Annotated in this window: 17 protein-coding genes; 9 read left to right on the top strand and 8 right to left on the bottom strand. The window is 63.8% G+C overall.

The genetic code is table 11. The annotated features are described in order from the left end of the window. The coding region (locus tag B0E50_RS02665) for a TPM domain-containing protein (RefSeq protein WP_254427155.1) at positions 1-798 on the bottom strand (798 nt) is incomplete at its 3' end. 2 nt (positions 799-800) lie between these two features. Then, the gene (locus B0E50_RS02660) at positions 801-1,421 is read right to left on the bottom strand and encodes a LemA family protein (RefSeq protein WP_077439526.1); all 621 of its coding nucleotides are present in this window, start codon (positions 1,419-1,421) and stop codon (positions 801-803) included. Between the two features lie 204 nt (positions 1,422-1,625). On the opposite strand from B0E50_RS02660, the gene B0E50_RS02655 reads away from it, so the two are divergent. After that, positions 1,626-2,444, top strand: coding sequence for a sel1 repeat family protein (locus B0E50_RS02655; protein WP_077439525.1), 819 nt, complete (start codon positions 1,626-1,628; stop codon positions 2,442-2,444). A 21-nt stretch (positions 2,445-2,465) separates the two neighbouring features. On the opposite strand, the gene B0E50_RS02650 is transcribed toward B0E50_RS02655, so the two are convergent. After that, positions 2,466-2,837: a diacylglycerol kinase gene (locus B0E50_RS02650; protein ID WP_077439524.1), complete on the bottom strand. Its 372-nt coding sequence runs from the start codon at positions 2,835-2,837 to the stop codon at positions 2,466-2,468. A 385-nt stretch (positions 2,838-3,222) separates the two neighbouring features. Between B0E50_RS02650 and B0E50_RS02645 the strand changes: the two genes are divergently transcribed. The 5 genes from B0E50_RS02645 (at position 3,223) to B0E50_RS02625 (ending at position 10,162) form a co-directional block, all read left to right on the top strand. Continuing rightward, positions 3,223-4,824, top strand: coding sequence for an oligopeptide:H+ symporter (locus tag B0E50_RS02645; RefSeq protein WP_077439523.1), 1,602 nt, complete (start codon positions 3,223-3,225; stop codon positions 4,822-4,824). Between the two features lie 66 nt (positions 4,825-4,890). Then, positions 4,891-6,168: an ATP-binding protein gene (locus B0E50_RS02640; protein WP_077439522.1), complete on the top strand. Its 1,278-nt coding sequence runs from the start codon at positions 4,891-4,893 to the stop codon at positions 6,166-6,168. An 81-nt stretch (positions 6,169-6,249) separates the two neighbouring features. Further along, the gene (locus tag B0E50_RS02635; protein ID WP_077439521.1) at positions 6,250-6,834 is read left to right on the top strand and encodes a response regulator transcription factor; all 585 of its coding nucleotides are present in this window, start codon (positions 6,250-6,252) and stop codon (positions 6,832-6,834) included. A 115-nt stretch (positions 6,835-6,949) separates the two neighbouring features. Then, entirely contained in the window at positions 6,950-8,362 is a 1,413-nt protein-coding gene (locus B0E50_RS02630) for a TIGR00366 family protein (RefSeq protein ID WP_174575016.1), read from the top strand. Between the two features lie 516 nt (positions 8,363-8,878). Then, entirely contained in the window at positions 8,879-10,162 is a 1,284-nt protein-coding gene (locus tag B0E50_RS02625; protein WP_077439520.1) for a serine hydrolase domain-containing protein, read from the top strand. Between the two features lie 87 nt (positions 10,163-10,249). On the opposite strand, the gene B0E50_RS02620 is transcribed toward B0E50_RS02625, so the two are convergent. Next, a complete protein-coding gene (locus B0E50_RS02620) occupies positions 10,250-11,152 on the bottom strand; it encodes an energy transducer TonB (RefSeq protein WP_254427154.1) in 903 nt (300 codons plus the stop codon). On the opposite strand from B0E50_RS02620, the gene B0E50_RS18330 reads away from it, so the two are divergent. Beyond that, positions 11,132-11,356, top strand: a complete 225-nt coding sequence (locus tag B0E50_RS18330) for a hypothetical protein (RefSeq protein WP_254427153.1) — start codon at positions 11,132-11,134, stop codon at positions 11,354-11,356. The genes B0E50_RS02620 and B0E50_RS18330 overlap by 21 nt on opposite strands. 322 nt (positions 11,357-11,678) lie before the next feature. Here B0E50_RS18330 and metJ read toward each other — a convergent pair whose 3' ends face one another. Then, on the bottom strand, positions 11,679-12,203 hold the full coding sequence (gene metJ / locus B0E50_RS18440) for a met regulon transcriptional regulator MetJ (RefSeq protein WP_077439518.1): 525 nt from the start codon (positions 12,201-12,203) through the stop codon (positions 11,679-11,681). A 328-nt stretch (positions 12,204-12,531) separates the two neighbouring features. On the opposite strand from metJ, the gene B0E50_RS17820 reads away from it, so the two are divergent. After that, positions 12,532-12,876, top strand: a complete 345-nt coding sequence (locus tag B0E50_RS17820; protein WP_139350727.1) for a hypothetical protein — start codon at positions 12,532-12,534, stop codon at positions 12,874-12,876. On the opposite strand, the gene gcvH is transcribed toward B0E50_RS17820, so the two are convergent. From gcvH to B0E50_RS02595, 3 genes are all read right to left on the bottom strand, one after another. Next, complete coding sequence (gene gcvH / locus B0E50_RS02605) at positions 12,870-13,265, bottom strand: glycine cleavage system protein GcvH (protein WP_077439516.1); 396 nt, start codon at positions 13,263-13,265, stop codon at positions 12,870-12,872. The genes B0E50_RS17820 and gcvH overlap by 7 nt on opposite strands. A gap of 93 nt (positions 13,266-13,358) precedes the next feature. Next, positions 13,359-14,459 carry a glycine cleavage system aminomethyltransferase GcvT gene (gcvT, locus tag B0E50_RS02600; RefSeq protein WP_077439515.1) on the bottom strand — a complete coding sequence of 367 codons (1,101 nt, stop codon included), beginning with the start codon at positions 14,457-14,459 and terminating at the stop codon, positions 13,359-13,361. A gap of 102 nt (positions 14,460-14,561) precedes the next feature. Next, positions 14,562-15,959, bottom strand: coding sequence for an amidase (locus tag B0E50_RS02595; RefSeq protein ID WP_077439514.1), 1,398 nt, complete (start codon positions 15,957-15,959; stop codon positions 14,562-14,564). A gap of 178 nt (positions 15,960-16,137) precedes the next feature. Between B0E50_RS02595 and B0E50_RS02590 the strand changes: the two genes are divergently transcribed. Then, positions 16,138-17,739 (top strand): electron transfer flavoprotein-ubiquinone oxidoreductase, encoded by a 1,602-nt coding sequence (locus B0E50_RS02590; RefSeq protein WP_077439513.1) that lies wholly within the window; start codon positions 16,138-16,140, stop codon positions 17,737-17,739. The last annotated feature ends 8 nt before the right edge of the window (positions 17,740-17,747 follow it).

The raw sequence follows: 17,747 nt of genomic DNA, 5'->3' as shown, positions 1-17,747 counted from the left end.
ACCGCCGAAGCCGCCACCGCCAAAACCGCCCCAGCCGCCACCGCCGATCGAACGCCCGGCGCCCCCGGGCAGGAGCATCAGCACGCCGCCGATCAAGGCACCGAGGATGCCGGCGCCCATCGAGACCAGCAGCCACAGCAGACCGCCGGTCAGCACGGCACCAAGGGGCGTGCGCACCCAGGCACTGGTGCGCCCCAGCATGCTGCGCAGGAACAGGGCGACGAACACGCCGATCATCAGACTGTTCTGCAGTCCCGGACCAGTGGCATGTTCTTCGCTCGAAGCGCCCTGCACTGGCGGCGGCAGCGCCTCGCCGTTGATCAGCTGGGTCAGCGCCCCCACCGCGTCGCTGATGCCGCCGAAATAATCGCCCGTGCGGAATTTCGGTGCGAGGTACTCGCGGATGATGCGGGCGCTGGCCGCATCGGGAATCGCGCCCTCCAGGCCATAGCCCACTTCGATGCGCACGTTGCGATCATTCTTCACGATGAGCAGCAACACGCCATCGTCGGTACCCTTGCGGCCGACCTTGTTCGCCTCGGCCACCGCCAGCGAATAACTGTCGATGTCCTGCCCCGCCGTGGTGCCAACCATCAGCACCACCAGCTGCGCACCCTTGGCCTTCTCCAGCGCAACCAGCTGTGCGTCCAGCTGATCCACCTGCGCCGCGGTCAGCGTGCCGGTGAGGTCGGTGACATGACGGGCCAGCCTGGGCACCGCATCAGCCGCGCGCAGCCCCGCTGGCAACAGCAGGGCTGTCGTCAGGATCAGCAGCAGGCGCAGAAAGCGCCCGGACATCATCAGTGCGCCGAGGCGGCGGGTGCCGGTGCGTTGGTGCCGAAATCCACGGTCGGCGCGGTGGAGATCGCCTTCTCGTTGTCCACGCTGAAGTTCGGCTTCACCTGGTAGCCGAACATCTTCGCGGTGAGGTTGTTCGGGAAGGTGCGGATCATCGAGTTGTAATCCTGCACCGCCTGCACGTAGCGGTTGCGCGCCACGGTGACCCGGTTCTCGGTGCCTTCCAGTTGCGCCTGCAGGTTCTGGAACAGCCCATCGGCCTTCAACTGCGGATAGTTCTCGCTGACCACCATCAGCCGCGACAGCGCATTGCCAAGCTCGCCCTGCGCCGCCTGGAACTGCTGCAATTTCTGCGGATCATTCAGCGAATCCGCGTTGACCTGCAGGCTGCCGATCTTGGCGCGTGCATTGGTCACCTCGACGAAGACCTTCTCCTCGTGCTGGGCATAGCCCTTGACTGTGTTGACCAGGTTCGGCACCAGATCGGCGCGGCGCTGGTACTGGTTCAATACCTCCGACCAGGCCGCCTTGACCGCCTCGTCCTGCTTCTGGATGGCGTTGTAGCCGCAACCGGAAAGCATGACGACGAGCAGCAACAACACGAAGTTGCGCAGGGTTTTCATGGAATCACTCCAGCCCGGGGGCCCCCATTGCAGCATCACATGCCGGCGTGGCGCAATCACTATGTCGAGCATTGGCTCTGCCTTCGCTTGCAACCGTTACCTCCCGTTGCCGGAATCGGTACTAGAATCTGCAGTCGACTGTCAGACGGGCCCGGCCTGCATGGCTGAGTCCTGCCTTTTTCACGGAATGAAAAGGAGGAGATCATGAAACAGATCCGTCGGCGCATCGCCGCCCCCCTGATCGGCAGCCTGCTTGCCGCCATCGCCACCACGGCCATCAGCCAGACCGCCACCGCCCCTTTGCAGGACAAGACCTCGCAGGAGGTGCTGGACGCGATGAGTCACAGCTCCACCTGGGGCCATCCGGACCAGTACGGCGAATTCACCGGCATGCAGCGCTACGCCGCCGGCGACTTCAAGGCGGCGATGAAGTATTTCCTGATCGGCGCGCGTTATGCCGACAAGCTGTCGCAGCTCAGCATCGGCCTGATGTACCTCAACGGCCAGGGTGTGCAGAAGGATCCGGTCACCGCCTTTGCCTGGGTCGCGATCGCCGCCGAACGCAAATACCCGCAGTTCCTTGCCACCCGCGATACGATATGGGCGCAGCTCGACGCGGCGCAGCGCGAGCAGGCCAAGGCGCTGGTGGAACAGTTGTATCCGGAATACGGTGACGCCACCGCCATGCATCGCATGATCCTGGTGCTGCGCTGGAACCGCAGCGAATTGACAGGTTCGTATCTTGGTTTCGGCGCCGACTCGGTATCCAGTCTGACCCCAGCGCAGTTCTTCCAGGGCACCAAATATGGCGGCCCGATGCCGGCATGCGGAGCCAGGACGATCGATGGCGCGGCCATGACCGGCTGCGGCAACCTCTACGCGAGCTGGCGCTGGGATCCCAAGCAATATTTCAAGGCACGTGACGCCGAATGGACCGGCACGGTCACCGTCGGTGCATTGAAGAAAGTCGAGGCCTCACAGTTGCCGGTCAGCGAACCGGACAAGCAGAAGGACCTGCAGTAGCCACTCCGTCACCGCGCTGGTTCACAGCCAGCGCGGCAGCAGGATCAGCCCCCAGCTCAGCACCACCAGCACCAGCAGCACGAAGACCGCCGCCGAGCCCATGTCCTTGGCGCGCCCGGCCAGCTCGTGGAATTCCGGGCTGACCTTGTCGACCACGGCCTCGATCGCCGAATTGAGCAGTTCGGCCGAGAGCACCAGCAACGGCGCCAGGATCAGCGCGAATTTCTCCACGCCGCCATCGCCCAGCCACAAGCCGAGCGGCACCAGCACAATGACCAGGCAGGCCTCGAGCCTGAACGAGGCCTCATGCTGCCAGCCGGCGCGGAAACCTTTCATCGACCACTGGAACGCCTGCCAAAGCTGCTTGGGACCACGAAAACCCTCGGCTGCCATCTCGATGCGACCGCTCAGGAATACGCCGGCAGCTGCCGGGCGGGAATGGCGGCAATGACCGGAGCCATGGGGCAGTCGGGCGAGGATGAAAGCTCGGGGATAGGCATGGCGGTACAGAGCTCTGCATGGGGCGCACAAGCCGTTGATGATGCCACAGGCGGCGCATTCGCAGGCAGCCGGCACTGCCGTGGCCTGCCGTGGCCTGTGCCGTGCCCTGCCGCACGCCAGCACAATCGATCGCGTCCCGCAAGTTTCCGTCATGCCGCAGTGCAGCTACACCAGAATGGCGAATGGGTTACGCTTCGGCGGTTGTGATCCGTTCAGGGTCGCATGTCACAGGCGTCGCCCGGCGTCGCCATGGTTTGAATCACGTACGGAAAAGAGTATGGCAATCCAGAACCCGCCCGTCTCCCAGACGCGCTCCTTCACTACCGTCTTCATGATCGAAATGTGGGAGCGCTTCGGCTTCTACGGCATGCAGGTGTTGATGGTCACCTTCCTGATGAAGAAGCTTGGCTTCGTCGATACGAGGGCCAACCTGGTCTGGGGTGCGGCGGCTGCGCTGATCTATGCGACGCCGGCGATCGGCGGCTGGGTTGGCGACAAGCTGCTGGGTACGCGGCGCACCATGCTGATCGGCGCGACGGTGCTGGCGATCGGCTACGGCATCCTGTGGATCCCGCCGGAGGCGCTGGGCCTGACCGATGGCGGCAGCGGCCTGATGGCGTTGTTGAACCCCGCCAACCTCACCTATTTCGCGCTCGGCGTGATCGTGGTCGGCAACGGCTTCTTCAAGCCCAACGCCGGCAACCTGGTACGCAAGATCTACGAGGGTGACGACACCAAGATCGACAGCGCCTTCACCATCTACTACATGGCGGTGAACATCGGCTCGATGATCTCGATGACGGCCACGCCGTTGATTCGGGATGTGGTCGCCAGGCACTACGGCGATTCGATGGGCTGGCACACCGCTTTCGGCGTCTGCGCGATCGGCCTGATCCTGGGCCTGTTCAACTACATGTTCATGCGTCGTGCGCTCGTGCACATTGGCTCGCCTGCTGACGACCTGCCGATGAACATGCGTCGCGCGATGCCGGTCTTCGGGGTCGCTTTCCTGATGATCTTCATAGTCGCGTTCATTCTGCAGAGCGAAGCCGTCGCGAAGGTCTGCGTCTACGCCGCCGGCGTGGTGATTCTGGGCGTTTTCGCGCACCTGATCCGCAGCAGCAAGCCAAGCGAGCGCGCAGGCCTGATCGCGGCGCTGGTGCTGACGGTGCAGACGATCTTCTTCTTCATCTTCTACTCGCAGATGGCGACGTCGCTGAACCTGTTCGCGCAACACAACGTGGACCTGTCGTTCAACGTATTCGGGGTACACCTGTTCAACTGGATTCCCGAGCAGTACCAGAACCTCAACGCGATCTGGATCGTCGTCCTGAGCCCGGTGCTGGTGTTCGCCTACAACGCGCTTGGCCGGATCGGCAAGGATCCGTCGATCGCACTGAAATTCGCGCTGGGCTTTGCCGCCGTCGCAGTGGGTTTCTTCATGTATGGCGTCGGCGCAAGCGCCGCGGTGGCCGGCCAGGTGTCGTCGTGGACGATGGTCTGGGGCTACGGCTGGTATTCGCTGGGCGAGTTGCTGGTCAGCGGCCTCGGCCTGGCGATGATCGCCCGCTACGTGCCTTCGCGCATGGGCGGCTTCATGATGGGTGCGTACTACGTGGCTGTGGGCCTGTCGCAATATCTCGGCAGCATCGTCGCCAACTATGCGCACATCCCCGACCACATCACCGATCCGGAACAGTCGCTGACGATCTACGTGAGTCTGTTCAACAAGCTCGGCTTCGTCGGCATCGCCTGCGTGGTGATCGCGCTGGTCATGCTGCCGCTGATGAACAAGCTGTCGGCCAGCCACTCCGATCCTGCGAACAACCACACGCCGCTGCCCGCCGTGCGCAGCGAGGAATTCAACACGCCAGCCTGACCCGGCCAGCCCGTCGCGCATGGCACGGCGGGCTTCACGGATCATCGGCAAGCCTGGAAGAACAGCATGCCGCACCGGCCAGCCCAACCTGTCGGCCCGTTCGCGCTGACGCGCACCCTGGCATGGTTGCGGCTTTGCGCGATCGCCGGACAGAGCGTGGCGGTACTCGTTTGCGCCTGGTGGATGCAGCTGGCCATACCGCTGTTGCCGTTGTTGCTCGGCATCGGCCTGCTCGCCGTGTTCTCGGTATTTGCCGCATGGCGACTGCGTCAGCCATGGCGGCTGCGTGAGTGGGAGGCCATCGGCCATATTGCCGCCGACACCCTGGTGCTCGGCTACCTGCTGTACTTCACCGGCGGCGCCAGCAACCCGTTCATCACGTTGCTGCTGGTGCCGATCGCACTCAGCGCAGCCGCCTTGTCAGTGCGTGCCATCCTGGCGGTGGCCACGCTGACCGGCTTCGCCTACCTGGTCCTGCTGCGCTGGCACGTGCCGCTGCCGATCCCGATGCACGGCGAACTGCACGCCGGCTTCTCGCTGCACGTGGCCGGCATGGGCGTGAATTTCGTGATCAGTGCACTACTGCTGGGCTTCTTCATCAACCGGCTGGCGCATGCGCTGCGCGTGCAGCAGCTGGAAGTGCAGCGGGTACGCGAGCGGGCACTGCGTGACGAAGGGATTCTCGCCATTGCCACCCAGGCCGCCGGCGCCGCGCACGAGCTCAATACGCCGTTGTCGACCATGCGCACCCTGCTGCCCGAACTTCGCCGCGAGCACGCAGGCGATACCCTGCTGGCCGAAGATCTTGTGCTGCTCGAAGACCAGGTCGATCGCTGCCGCACGATCCTGCGCGAAATGGTCGCCCTCGGGAAAGCACAGCTATCGCAGGAACCCGAACGCCTCAGCGTGGCGCAGTTCATACACGGCTGCCTGGAACGCTTCCAGTTGCTACGACCAGAGGCAGAGCTGACTCTGGAACTGGACGAGGCCGCAGCGCAAACCAAGCTGCGCACGCCACCAGGCCTGCGCCATGCCTTGCTCAACCTGCTCAACAATGCGGCTGATGCCTCGGCCAGTTGCGATTCACAGGTAGTGGTGCTGCAGGTGGCGCGTGATACCGGCTGGCTACGGCTTTGTGTGCGTGATCATGGCCCCGGCTTCGACCCGGATGGTGAACCTGCGACACGGCTCGGGCACTCCCAGAAACAGGCCGGCCTGGGGATCGGCCTGGCCCTGGCCGAAGCCACCGCCGAGCGCCTGAACGGCAAGCTGACCGCCGGCAACATCGAACACGGTGCCGAGGTATGCCTGTACCTGCCGCTGGCGGTAATTGCGGACCGCTAAGCCCGGACGCGTCATCAAGCAGAACGTGCATGCGACATCGCTTCCGGCAAGAATGGGCGCGATCCATTCAGGGAAACACCGATGACCGAGTTGCCCCATGTCGTCACGACGCGCCCGCTGCTGCTGGTCGACGATGACGCCACCTTCGTGCGTGTGCTGGCGCGCGCGCTGACCTCGCGCGGCTTCGAGGTCATCACAGCGACCAATTTCAGCGAGGCACGCATGCTGACGCGCCGTCAGCACCCGCGTTACTGCGTGCTTGATCTCAAGCTGGGTGAAGAAAACGGACTGCGACTGATTCCCGAACTCCATACCTTGGTACCCGACCTGCGCGTACTGCTGCTGACCGGCTACGCCTCGATCGCCACCGCGGTGGAAGCGATCAAGCGTGGCGCGCACGACTACCTGGCCAAGCCGGTCGATGCCGACGCGGTGGTGCGCGCCCTGCTTGATGGCGACAGTGCCGAGCCCGGTGAACCCGATCTGCCAGACACACCGGAGGCACCGCTGGCGCTGCGCCGGCTGGAATGGGAACACATCCAGCGCGTGCTGACCGAATGCGATGGCAACATCTCCGAGACCGCGCGGCGACTCGGCATGCATCGCCGCACCCTGCAACGCAAGCTGGGCAAGCATCCGGTACGCGAACGGCCCGAACAAGAGTAGTGCCCGACTGGCCCTGAGTGATGGGCTCTGGGCCGTTGATACCCTCGACCATCGTCGCCTTGTATGGGCAACCGCCGGCACGCGACCATGCCGCGACAAGCCATCGGAGAGCCGGATGAACACCACACGCGACGGATTCATGGCACGCGCCGCCCTGCGCAGCGCGGCATGGGCGGAGCGCTGGTTTCCCGATGCATGGGTATTCGCCGCGCTTGGCGTGATCGTCGTCGCGCTGGCGGCCCTCGCCTTCGGCGCCACTCCTGTCGCTGCGGTGAGCGCGTTCGGCGACGGCTTCTGGAGCCTGATTCCGTTCACCATGCAGATGGCCTTCGTCGTGATCGGTGGCTACGTGCTGGCCACTGCACCGATCGTGGCGCGCTTCATCGACGTGCTGGCCCGCGCACCGCGCACGGGACGCGGGGCGATCGTCTACGTGGCGCTGGTCAGCATGCTGGCCTCGTTGTTGAGCTGGGGTTTCTCGCTGGTGTTCGGCGGCCTGCTGGTGCGTGCGCTGGCGCGGCGCAGCGACCTGCGAATGGATTACCGCGCGGCGGGCGCGGCAGCCTACCTCGGCCTCGGCGCGATCTGGGCGATGGGGCTGTCGTCATCGGCGGCGCAGTTGCAGGCGAATCCGGCCAGCATGCCTCCGGGCCTGCTGGCGATCACCGGCGTGCTGCCTTTCAGCGAGACGATTTTCCTGTGGCAGTCGGTCGTGTTGACCGGCGCGCTCATCGTGGTGTCGCTGCTGATCTGCTGGACCACCGCGCCATCGGAGGCGAATGCGCGCACCGCGCAGGATTTCGACGTCGGCGAAACCTCGACACCGGCGCTGCCGCCGCGCACGCGCCCCGGCGAATGGCTGGAATACAGCCCGCTGCTGTCGCTGGCGATCGGCCTGCTCGGCCTGGGCTGGCTCGGCCACGAGTTCGCCAGCAAGCCGGCGATCAGCGCGATCGCCAATTTGAATACCTACAACTTCCTGTTCCTTACCCTCGGCCTGCTGCTGCACTGGCGCCCGCGCAGCTTCCTCAACGCGGTGAGCCGTGCCGTACCCAGCACCTCCGGCGTGCTGATCCAGTTTCCGCTGTACGGCGGCATCGCCGCGCTGCTCACTCAGGTGCCGGGGGCCGGCGGTGTGACGCTGGCGCACCGGCTGTCGAACCTGTTCGTGCACCTCGCCTCCACCGACAGCTTCCCCGCGGTGATGGGCGCCTACTCCGCCGTGCTCGGCTTCTTCGTGCCTTCCGGCGGCGGCAAATGGCTGGTCGAGGCACCCTACGTGATGCAGGCGGCCAACGACCTGCACGTGCACCTGGGTTGGGCGGTGCAGGTGTACAACGCCGCGGAGGCGCTGCCGAACCTGATCAACCCGTTCTGGATGCTGCCCCTGCTCGGTGTGCTGGGACTGAAGGCGCGCGACGTGGTCGGCTACACCTTCATGCAACTGGTGGTACATGTGCCGCTGGTGCTCGGTCTGCTGTGGCTGCTCGGACTGACACTCGACTATGTGCCACCGGTGATGCCGTGAACGAACTGACTGCGGGAAGGGTTTCCATCCAGACAACGCGTCGCAACTGAAATCCTTCCGGCAACATCGAACCTGTATCGGCAGCGGGCAGTGCTTGCTGGCACGGATCCCCGCAGCCGTTCCGCTTCTTCCACGCTGACCACGCCATCGGCGTGGATGGTGCTGGCCAGCCCCTGGATCAGCCGGACCCTGGCATCCACAGTCCATCCAGCGCGCGCTCGAAGAGTTTCTGCCAGGCGAACGGCGGAGCTGCCCGGACACCGGCAAAGATCATGCTCACGGACTGCTGCACATCGTTGCCAAAACCGCCGGCGGTCAAACGCCGGTGACACACCTGCAGGCTCGGGAAGCTGCACAAAGGCCTGCTTGCAGCCGTTGCGTTAAGTGATCAGTCCGTTGTGGATCCCCATGAAGTGCAAGACAATCAGAACGCCAACCATCGGAAAAATGATCCGGCTCACCATCACGTTCTCCACCCCACGGCGCATCCACGCACCGGAATCACGTCAGGGCATCATGCAGTTTCACAAGTTTTTTCTGCCGATCGCAGCTGCGCTCGGGCTGGCCTGCGTACCGGTCGGCGCGTCCACGGCCGGCGCAGTGCCGCAGATCATTCCGATCCATGCACCTGTCGCGTCAGAGGCGCTGCCAACTGCGCGCGTACAGAGCACACTCGCCGACTACCAACGCTGGCTGGACCGGCTCGCCGCGCGCAATGCCGTTGCCGGCCTGGCGACCGCCGTGGTGATCGACGACAAGGTCGTGTTCGAGCGTACGGTCGGTTATGCCGATGCCGCCACTGGAGAAACGGTGACACCCGATACGGTGTTCCGGCTCGCGTCACTGTCCAAGGCTTTTGCCACCGCGATCACCGGCCTGCTGGTGGATGACGGCAAGCTCAGCTGGGACACCAAGCTGGTCGATGTGCTGCCGTACTTCAAGCTCAAGGACATGCAGGCCGCTTCCGAGGCCACCGTGGCCGACATCCTGGGGCAGCGCCTGGGCCTGCCACCCAACACCTACGACAGCATGCTCGAGGGCGACATCCCCTACGAGGAACTGGTGCGTAAACTGGACGAAGTCGACCTGGTCTGCGGCGTAGGCCAATGCTACGGCTACCAGAACGTCGCGTTCGGCATGATCGGCGACGTGGTGCTCGCACGCACCGGCGATTTCTTCTACCGCCTGGTCGACAAGCGCATCTTCTATCCGCTGGGCATGACCACCGCGAGCTATGGTCGCGCCGCACTGGAGTCCAGCAACAGCTGGGCACGCCCACACCGCGCTTCCGCCCATGGCTGGATACCGTTCGAGCCAAGCGAGACCTATTACCGCGTCGCTCCGGCCGCCGGCGTCAACGCCAGCCTGCACGACATGGAAAAATGGCTGATCGCACAGATGGGCGGCCGCCAGGACGTGCTGCCGACGTCACTGCTCGACGTGCTGCACGCGCCTGGAGTTGCCACCCCGAGCGAACTGCGTGCCACGCCATGGCGCAGCGCCAGACTGACTGATGCGCACTATGCGCTGGGCTGGCGGGTGTACCGCTACGCCGGTGAAACCCTGATCTTTCACGCCGGTGCAGTGGCCGGCTACCGCACCATGATCGGTTTCTTCCCCAAGTACAACGTCGGTGTAGTCACCCTGTGGAATTCGACCGGTCCGACCCCGAGCGGACTGATGCCGATGGTGTTCGATGGCCTGCTCGGCCTGCCGCACGTCGACTGGGCCGACATCGAAGGCACAACTCCATCGCGCAAGGCTGCCCCCAGGAAGAAGCGCCGCGCCCTCCAGCACTGAGCAGCGTCACCGGACGCTGGACCGGGCGGATGTCCGAAACGGAAACGGCGCATGCAAGCATGCGCCGCTTCCGTCAGCACCATCGGATCAGAGATTGAACTCGATCTTCAATTGCTGCGTGGTGGATATCGCAACGCCATCCTTCATCGCCGGCTTGTAGCGGTAACGATGTATGGCGTCGCTAGCCGCACGATCGAACACGTGCCTTGGCTGCGCATCGACCACGCGGATGTCGTCGGTATGACCATCGGGCGCGATCGAGAACGACAATATGACCCACCCGCTCTGGTGCGAGCGAAGCGCCGTCGGCGGATAGGCTGGGGCGGCCCCTTTCAGGAGTACCGCATCCGCGGTCTCGCCACCGGTTGTACCACCAGCAGCCGCTGCCGTCGCATCGCTGGCTTCCGGCTTGGCCGCCGTGGCCGCCGTCTGGTTTGCCGGTTGCGCTGCGTGTGCCGACTTCTCCTTCTGCTGTTCGGCCAACTGTGCCTTCTGCTGTTCGGCCAGCTGGTCTGCGGCCTGCTTGTCCGCCGCCGCCTTTTGCGACGCCGCGAGTTGCTGCGTCTTCTGCTGGTCAAGTTGCTGCTGCTGTTCCTTGTCCAGCGTCTTGCGCTGGGCATCCAGCTTGGAGCGCAAGATGGTCAATGTGAAATTGGTCGGATCGGCCTTGGCCAGCAGGTCGATCTGGCGCTGCGCTTCATTGAAGTCACGCGAGTTGATCGACTGTTCGGCCGAGTTGGCAGCGAACGGGAATGTCTCGCGCAGTGCGTCGGAGGCGACCTTGTTGCCGGGATCCTTCTCCAGCACGCGCAGGTAGAATTCGAAGGCATTGTTTCCCACCGGCGCCAGGTAACGCTGCTCGTTCATGGCTGTGCGCGCCTCGGCCAGCAACTGTCCGACGTCCATCGTGGACACGTCCACCGGCGGCGGCGCCGCTGCCCGTGTCGCGGTAGACACCGGCGTCGACGGATGACCACCCGAGTCGGCCATGATCAGCTCTTGGTGCGGCTTGATGATCAGAAACCAGGCGCCTACGGCAAGCGCCGCAATGATGGCAATGATGGCAATGAACAGGGGCCTGATGGCGCCTCGCGCTTGCCGACGCGTATTGAGTATGTATCGGGTATCCATGGTCTCTCGCTGAGTGTCGACAGATACCCGCGCTTTTTCCCCCTGTCGATCCAGGAGCGATGAGTCCCCGGACTCACCGCGGCGCGGATGAGCGAAAGGTAACTCCAATGGCGCAACACAGCAAATCGTGCGTGATTTCACGGCACGACGCGAAAATCTGCTGCATGGAGCGGAACCGGTATTGGGCACCGGAATGCGCTGGTTCGAAGATCGGGCGGGTGGCCGAGGGACAGCCGCCATAGTCGCCGCGAAATCAGTACCCCTGAAACGAAGCGTCCCGGCCAGGCCGGGACGAAGTCTTCTCGAAGTGCTCTCCCCGCGCTGGGCACCGCGGGGAGAGAAGTCGATTGCGTTTCTTGTTGGTTAATGCGTGTCGCGGTGTTGCTTACTTCTTGGCTTTGCCAGTCTTGGTGGCTTTCACCACCTTGGCGGCCGCCGGCTTCTTGGCAGCAGCTTTCTTGGCTGCCGGCTTCTTGGCAACCTTCTTCACGGCAGCTTTCTTGGCAGCGGCCGGCTTCTTCTTCGCAGCAACCTTCTTGGCTGCCGGCTTCTTGGCAACCTTCTTCACGGCAGCTTTCTTGGCTGCCGGCTTCTTGGCAACCTTCTTCACGGTGGATTTCTTGGCAGCCTTCTTGGCGGCCGGTTTCTTTGCAGCGGATTTCTTGGCAGTGGCCATAGTTCGTCTCAGCTCCTCATCAGTTGGCAGTGGTTGCCCAGTAAAAGCGTGCAGGAACGCCTCAACCAACAAGTCGCTGTTGGTAGCGTGCCGAAGATTGTTCACTTGACGGTGGGTGCGCAAATCGGAAAGCCGCCGCAAAACATGCAGCGGAATCGAGACAGTGATCTTGCGTACTGCATTGGCCTTTTCACCGTGCTCGATATACGGCTTGATGAATTTCGTTGTCGCCATAAAGCGCGTTCCCCGTGATCTGTTGCGAAAGCTATCCCTGAATATTTCGGCTGTCAATTGATTTTATCCATGAAATCAAACCACTTCACCCACCCCACGAGCCGCCCTGAAGCCCGCCACAGCAACGATTCAAGGCATGAATCTAGTAAGTTTATATGGACGTCCATACGTCCGTACAAAAATCCACCTTAAAACATGACAACTCGTGAAACCCTTGTGTATCAAGGCTTCCGAGACTAATGGTGTGCCGCTGCGTGGAAACAGTGCCACGAATATATCGTCCATATGGCGGCACGTTTTCATATCTTCCCGGGGCCGGATATGCCAGATGAACGGAGCCGGACCGGACCGAAAAATCGTCCTTCCCGGGGCCAAAATATTTTCGCCGCCAGACGCAGTGAACCACCCTTTGGACACGCCCACGTGCAATCAGGCCGACCTCTCCCCACGCGAAAATTTTCATCGCGACCCACTTCGCATGCGTCTCGACGAGGTCGCATGCAGCGCGAAAAACATCATCGGCTGCATGAAACATGCGTGGCGAAAAATGCCCGGTGCCCGCCTATCGAATCTGCGTGATCGACCTTCGCACGCATCGATGCGTGATCCGAAAACAGTGCCGGCCGCACAAGGCGGCCGGCAGCAGGACAACGCGATGGCTAATGCTCAGTGATCGTCGTTCTCAACCAGCTCCTCGTATTCGCTCGCGCCGAGCAGCTCGTCGAGTTCCGCACGGTCGCTCGGGCGCACCAGGAAGATCCAGCCTTCGCCATACGCGTCCTCGTTGATGGTTTCCGGCTTGTCGTTGAGCAGCTCGTTGACCTCGACCACCTCGCCTGAAACCGGCGAATAGATGTCCGAGGCGGCCTTCACCGACTCCACCACGGCAGCGCCGGTGCCCGCCTTCACCGCCGAGCCGATTTCCGGCAGCTCGACATAGACCAGATCACCGAGCTGGCCTTGTGCATGGTCGGAAATACCCACGCGAACCAGGCCGTCGTCTTCGGCGCGGGCCCACTCGTGGGACTTGAGGAATTTCAGATCGCCAGGAATCTCGCTCATGATCAGGTCCAGTCGTTGTGTTCGGATGAGGGTGCAAGCGGCGATTCTAGCCACATCCACCGTGGGGAAAAATGTGTCATGACGGCGAGCCGCTCAGATCCCTTCGCAGGGCTTGCCGTCACGAACGAACGGGTACTTGACCAGCCGCACCGGTATTTCGCGGCCACGGATGTCGACATGCACATCGCCCGCCGTGCCCGCCGGAATGCGCGCAAACGCCACCGCCTTGTTGAGGGTCGGCGCAAAACTGCCGGACAGGATCTCGCCGTCGCCGTTCGCGGTCAGCACCTTCTGGCCATGGCGAAGCACGCCCTTGTCGTCCAGCACCAGCCCGACCATCACGCGCGGCACGCCAGCGGCCTTCTGCTGTTCCAGTGCGGCACGACCGATGAACGCGCGACCTTCGTCGAGTGCGATCGTCCAGCCCAGGTTCGCCTCCCAGGGTGAAACCGTCTCGTCCATGTCCTGACCGTACAGATTCATGCCAGCCTCCAGCCGCAACGTGTCACGCGCGCCCAGCCCGGCCGGCGCAACACCGGCGGCCGCCAGCGATTCCCACAGGGCGACGGCATGCTCGTTCGGCACGATGATCTCGAAACCGTCCTCACCGGTGTAGCCGGTGCGCGCGACGAACAACGGCATGCCATGCGGCCCCTGGGCAGCAGCGGCAGCGAACTTGCCGAGCTTCTCGATGCGCGGACGATCGACCTCGTGAAGCAGACCAAGCACCTTGGCGCGTGCACTTGGCCCCTGCACTGCGATCATCGCGAAGTCCGGGCGTTCCTTCACCTCCACACCGAACGTCTGTGCCTGTTGCTCGATCCACGCCAGATCCTTCTCGCGGGTGGATGCATTCACCACCAGCCGGAAGTGCGCCTCATCGAAGAAGTAGACGATCAGGTCGTCGATCACGCCGCCCTGCTCGTTGAGCATGCAGGAATACAGCGCCTTGCCGGTGACCTTGAGCTTGTCAACGCTGTTGGCCAGCAGGTGACGCAGGAACTCCCGCGTGCGTGCGCCGTGCAGGTCGATCACCGTCATGTGCGAGACATCGAACATGCCGGCATCGCGGCGCACCGCATGATGCTCCTCGATCTGCGAGCCGTAGTTGATCGGCATGTCCCAACCGCCGAAATCGACCATGCGCGCGCCTAGCGCACGATGGGTGGCGTTGAGTACGGTCTTCTCGGTCATCGCGGGACTGCCTGGCGGGGAAAGATCTGCATTATCGCCGCCGGCCCGTGTCAATCCAACCCGGGGCAATCCAAGCGATGCCGGCAACGCACTGCGGCGTGATCAGGCAGTCACCGGATAGGTCGGCTCGACATCCAGTGTGGCTGCACATACTGATGCCAGTTCCAGCAGGCGCAGATCCGAGCCGCGCGCACCAACCAGTTGCAGGCCGATCGGCATGCCATCCGGCAACGTACCCATTGGCAGACTGACCGCCGGACAACCGGCCAGACTGGCGAAGCTGGTGAGGTCGGCCTGCGAATCCGGAACCGGACCATCCAGTGGAAATGCGCCCTGCGGGGTGGTCGGCAACACCAGTACATCGACCTGCGCGAACAGTCGGCGCATTTTCAGGGTGGCTGCATCGAGCACACGGTCGGCGACGGCGTAATCGGCTGCTGTCTTGCTCGCTGCATAGCCGAGCAACTGTCGGAAGCCTGCGGACACCGGGTGCTCGGTACTGGCCAGATCGGCAGCGAAGGTGCCAATCATTTCTGCCTCCATCAGCAACAGACCGGCGCGGCGGGTACGTGCAAAATCCCAATCGGCGAAATCCACCTTACGCCGATCGCCTAACGCATACGTCAACTTCGCCATGGCGGCGTCGAACACCTCGATCACCTCGGGCTGCACGCCGACCGCTGCAAGATCCGGCAACAGGCCGGTGCGCAGGTTGCCCGGCTCCCAGTCCGGCAACGCAAACGCCACACGACGCCGGCGCGAGCGTGCATCGTCGGCGTCGTAACCGGCCAGCACCTGCAGCAACACGGTGAGGTCATCCGCGCTACGCGCCAGCAGGCCGACCGCGTCGAGCCGTCGCGCCGCCGGCACCATGCCGCGCGCTGAGATTTCGCCATGCGTCGGCTTGAGTGCGTAGATGCCGCAATAGCTGGCCGGAATACGGATCGAACCGAGACTGTCCGAGCCGACCGCCGCCACCGCCAGTCCGGCCGCCACCGCGGCGGCGGCACCGCCGGAGGAGCCGCCTGCGCTGTAGCCATGGCGATGTGGGTTGTGGGTGGCGCCGAAATGCGGGTTGTCGGTCGCCGCACCCAAGGCGCCCTCATCCATGTTCGTCTTGCCAACCAGCACCGCACCGGACGCACGCAACCGGGCCACCACATGTGCATCGTCCTGCGCCGGTCGGTCGCGACCCGGCAGACCGGCGCGGGTCGGCCAGCCGGCCATGTCGAAATTGTCCTTCAGCGCCAGCGGGATGCCGTCGAGCCGCCCGATCACGCCGTCACGACGGCGCCGATCTGCCATGTGCGCCTGCTCCTGCAGCAGGCCCGAGCGCTGATCGACATACGCGTTGAGTTCGGGGTTGAGCCGTTCGATCGCCTGCTGATAGGCGTCAGCCAGTGCCTGTGGCTGCACACGCCCCACCGCCAGCCAGTGCAACAGCTGGCATAACGACGCTCGGCGCAGGTCCAGATCGGCAATCGGCGGCATCGAATTCATGGAAGCTCCTTGCAAGTTCCGGCGATTATCACCGCCCCAGGTGAAACTATTGCAAGCGGTGGCGCAGCACGCGTTGCCGCACGGCACGCGAAACCGGACAATGGACGCCTGATCCATACCCTCACGCACGGCAGCCGCCTGTTGCCCGTGCCTGCCTGTACTGCAGCTGGAGTCCGCCATGAGCGAACGCGAAACAATGGAATACGACGTCGTCGTCGTCGGTGCCGGCCCGGCTGGCCTGTCGTTCGCGATCCGCCTCAAGCAGCTGAAACCGGAAGTGTCGGTGTGCGTCATAGAAAAGGCCTCGACCATCGGCGCGCAGATCCTCTCCGGCGCGGTGATCGAGCCGCAGCCGCTGGATGCGCTGCTGCCCGGCTGGCGCGACAACCCGCCGCCGATATGCGTGCCGGCGGCCGAGGATGAATTCTGGCTGCTGAACAAGACCGGCGGCCGCAAGCTGCCGGTGCCACCGGGCATGCATAACCATGGCAACTTCATCGTCTCGCTGGGCGCGATGTGCGCATGGCTGGCGCCGCAGGCCGAGGCATTGGGCGTGGACGTATTCCCCGGCTTCGCCGCCGCCGACACCATTTACAACGAGGACGGCTCGGTCGCCGGCGTGCGCATCGGCGACATGGGCGTGGCCAAGGACGGCACGCACAAGCCCGGCTACACCGAAGGCATCGACATCAGGGCCAAGGTTACTGTGCTGGCCGAAGGCGCGCGCGGCAGCCTGACCAAGCAGTTGATCAAGCGCTTCAAGCTGGATCAGGACAGCGACCCGCAGGGTTATTCCATCGGCATCAAGGAACTGTGGCAGGTGCCGGCCGGACGCGTGACGCCAGGCAAGATCGTGCACAGCTTCGGCTGGCCGGCGGACAATCACACCTACGGCGGCAGCTTCCTGTACCACTTGGACAAGGACCGCATCGCGCTCGGCTACGTCAGCGGGCTCGACTACAGCGACCCGAACTACCAGCCGTGGGAAGCCTTCCAGCAATGGAAGAACCACCCGATGATGAAGTCGCTGCTGGATGGCGGCACGATTCTCTCCGCCGGCGCCCGCGCCATCGTCACTGGCGGCTACCAGTCGCTACCCAGGGTGGAGATGCCCGGCGCGCTGCTGATCGGCGACACCGCCGGCCTGCTCAACGTGCCCAAGATCAAGGGCACCCACCAGGCGATCAAGAGCGGCATGCTCGCCGCCGAACACCTGGTCGCGAATGAACTGAAACCGGCAGGTTTCGACGCCAAGCTGCGCGACTCCGATGTGATGGCGGAGTTGAAGAAAGTCCGCAACATCAAGCCCGGCTTCAAGAAGGGGCTATGGTTTGGCATGTTCAATGCCGCATGGGAAACCATCACCGGTGGTGCCTCGCCGTGGACACTGAAGAACAAGGCCGACTGGTCGTCACTGCACAAGCTGGGTGCACAGGAAGAACCGGAGCGCGACTACGTGCAGCGCATACTCGCCCCACGCGATCGCCTCGCCGGCGTCTACTTCGCCGCCACCGAGCACGACGAAGACCAGCCGATCCACCTGCACGTGGCCGATACCTCGGTCTGCGTCACCAAGTGCGCCGAGGAATACGGCAACCCCTGCACCCGCTTCTGCCCGGCGAATGTCTACGAGATCGTCAATGACGAGGCGGGCAAGCGCCTGCAGATCAACGCCGCCAACTGCGTGCACTGCAAGACCTGCGACATCAAGGACCCGTACCAGATCATCAACTGGGTGACGCCGGAAGGCGGCTCGGGTCCGAATTACCAGAATTTGTAACCGGGGCT

Origin of the sequence: Rhodanobacter sp. C01, assembly GCF_002001045.1 — a bacterium.
Classification (GTDB): Bacteria; Pseudomonadota; Gammaproteobacteria; order Xanthomonadales; family Rhodanobacteraceae; genus Rhodanobacter.
The sequence above is the reverse complement of the archived record's forward strand: the minus strand, read 5'-3'. Positions and strand labels throughout refer to the sequence as shown.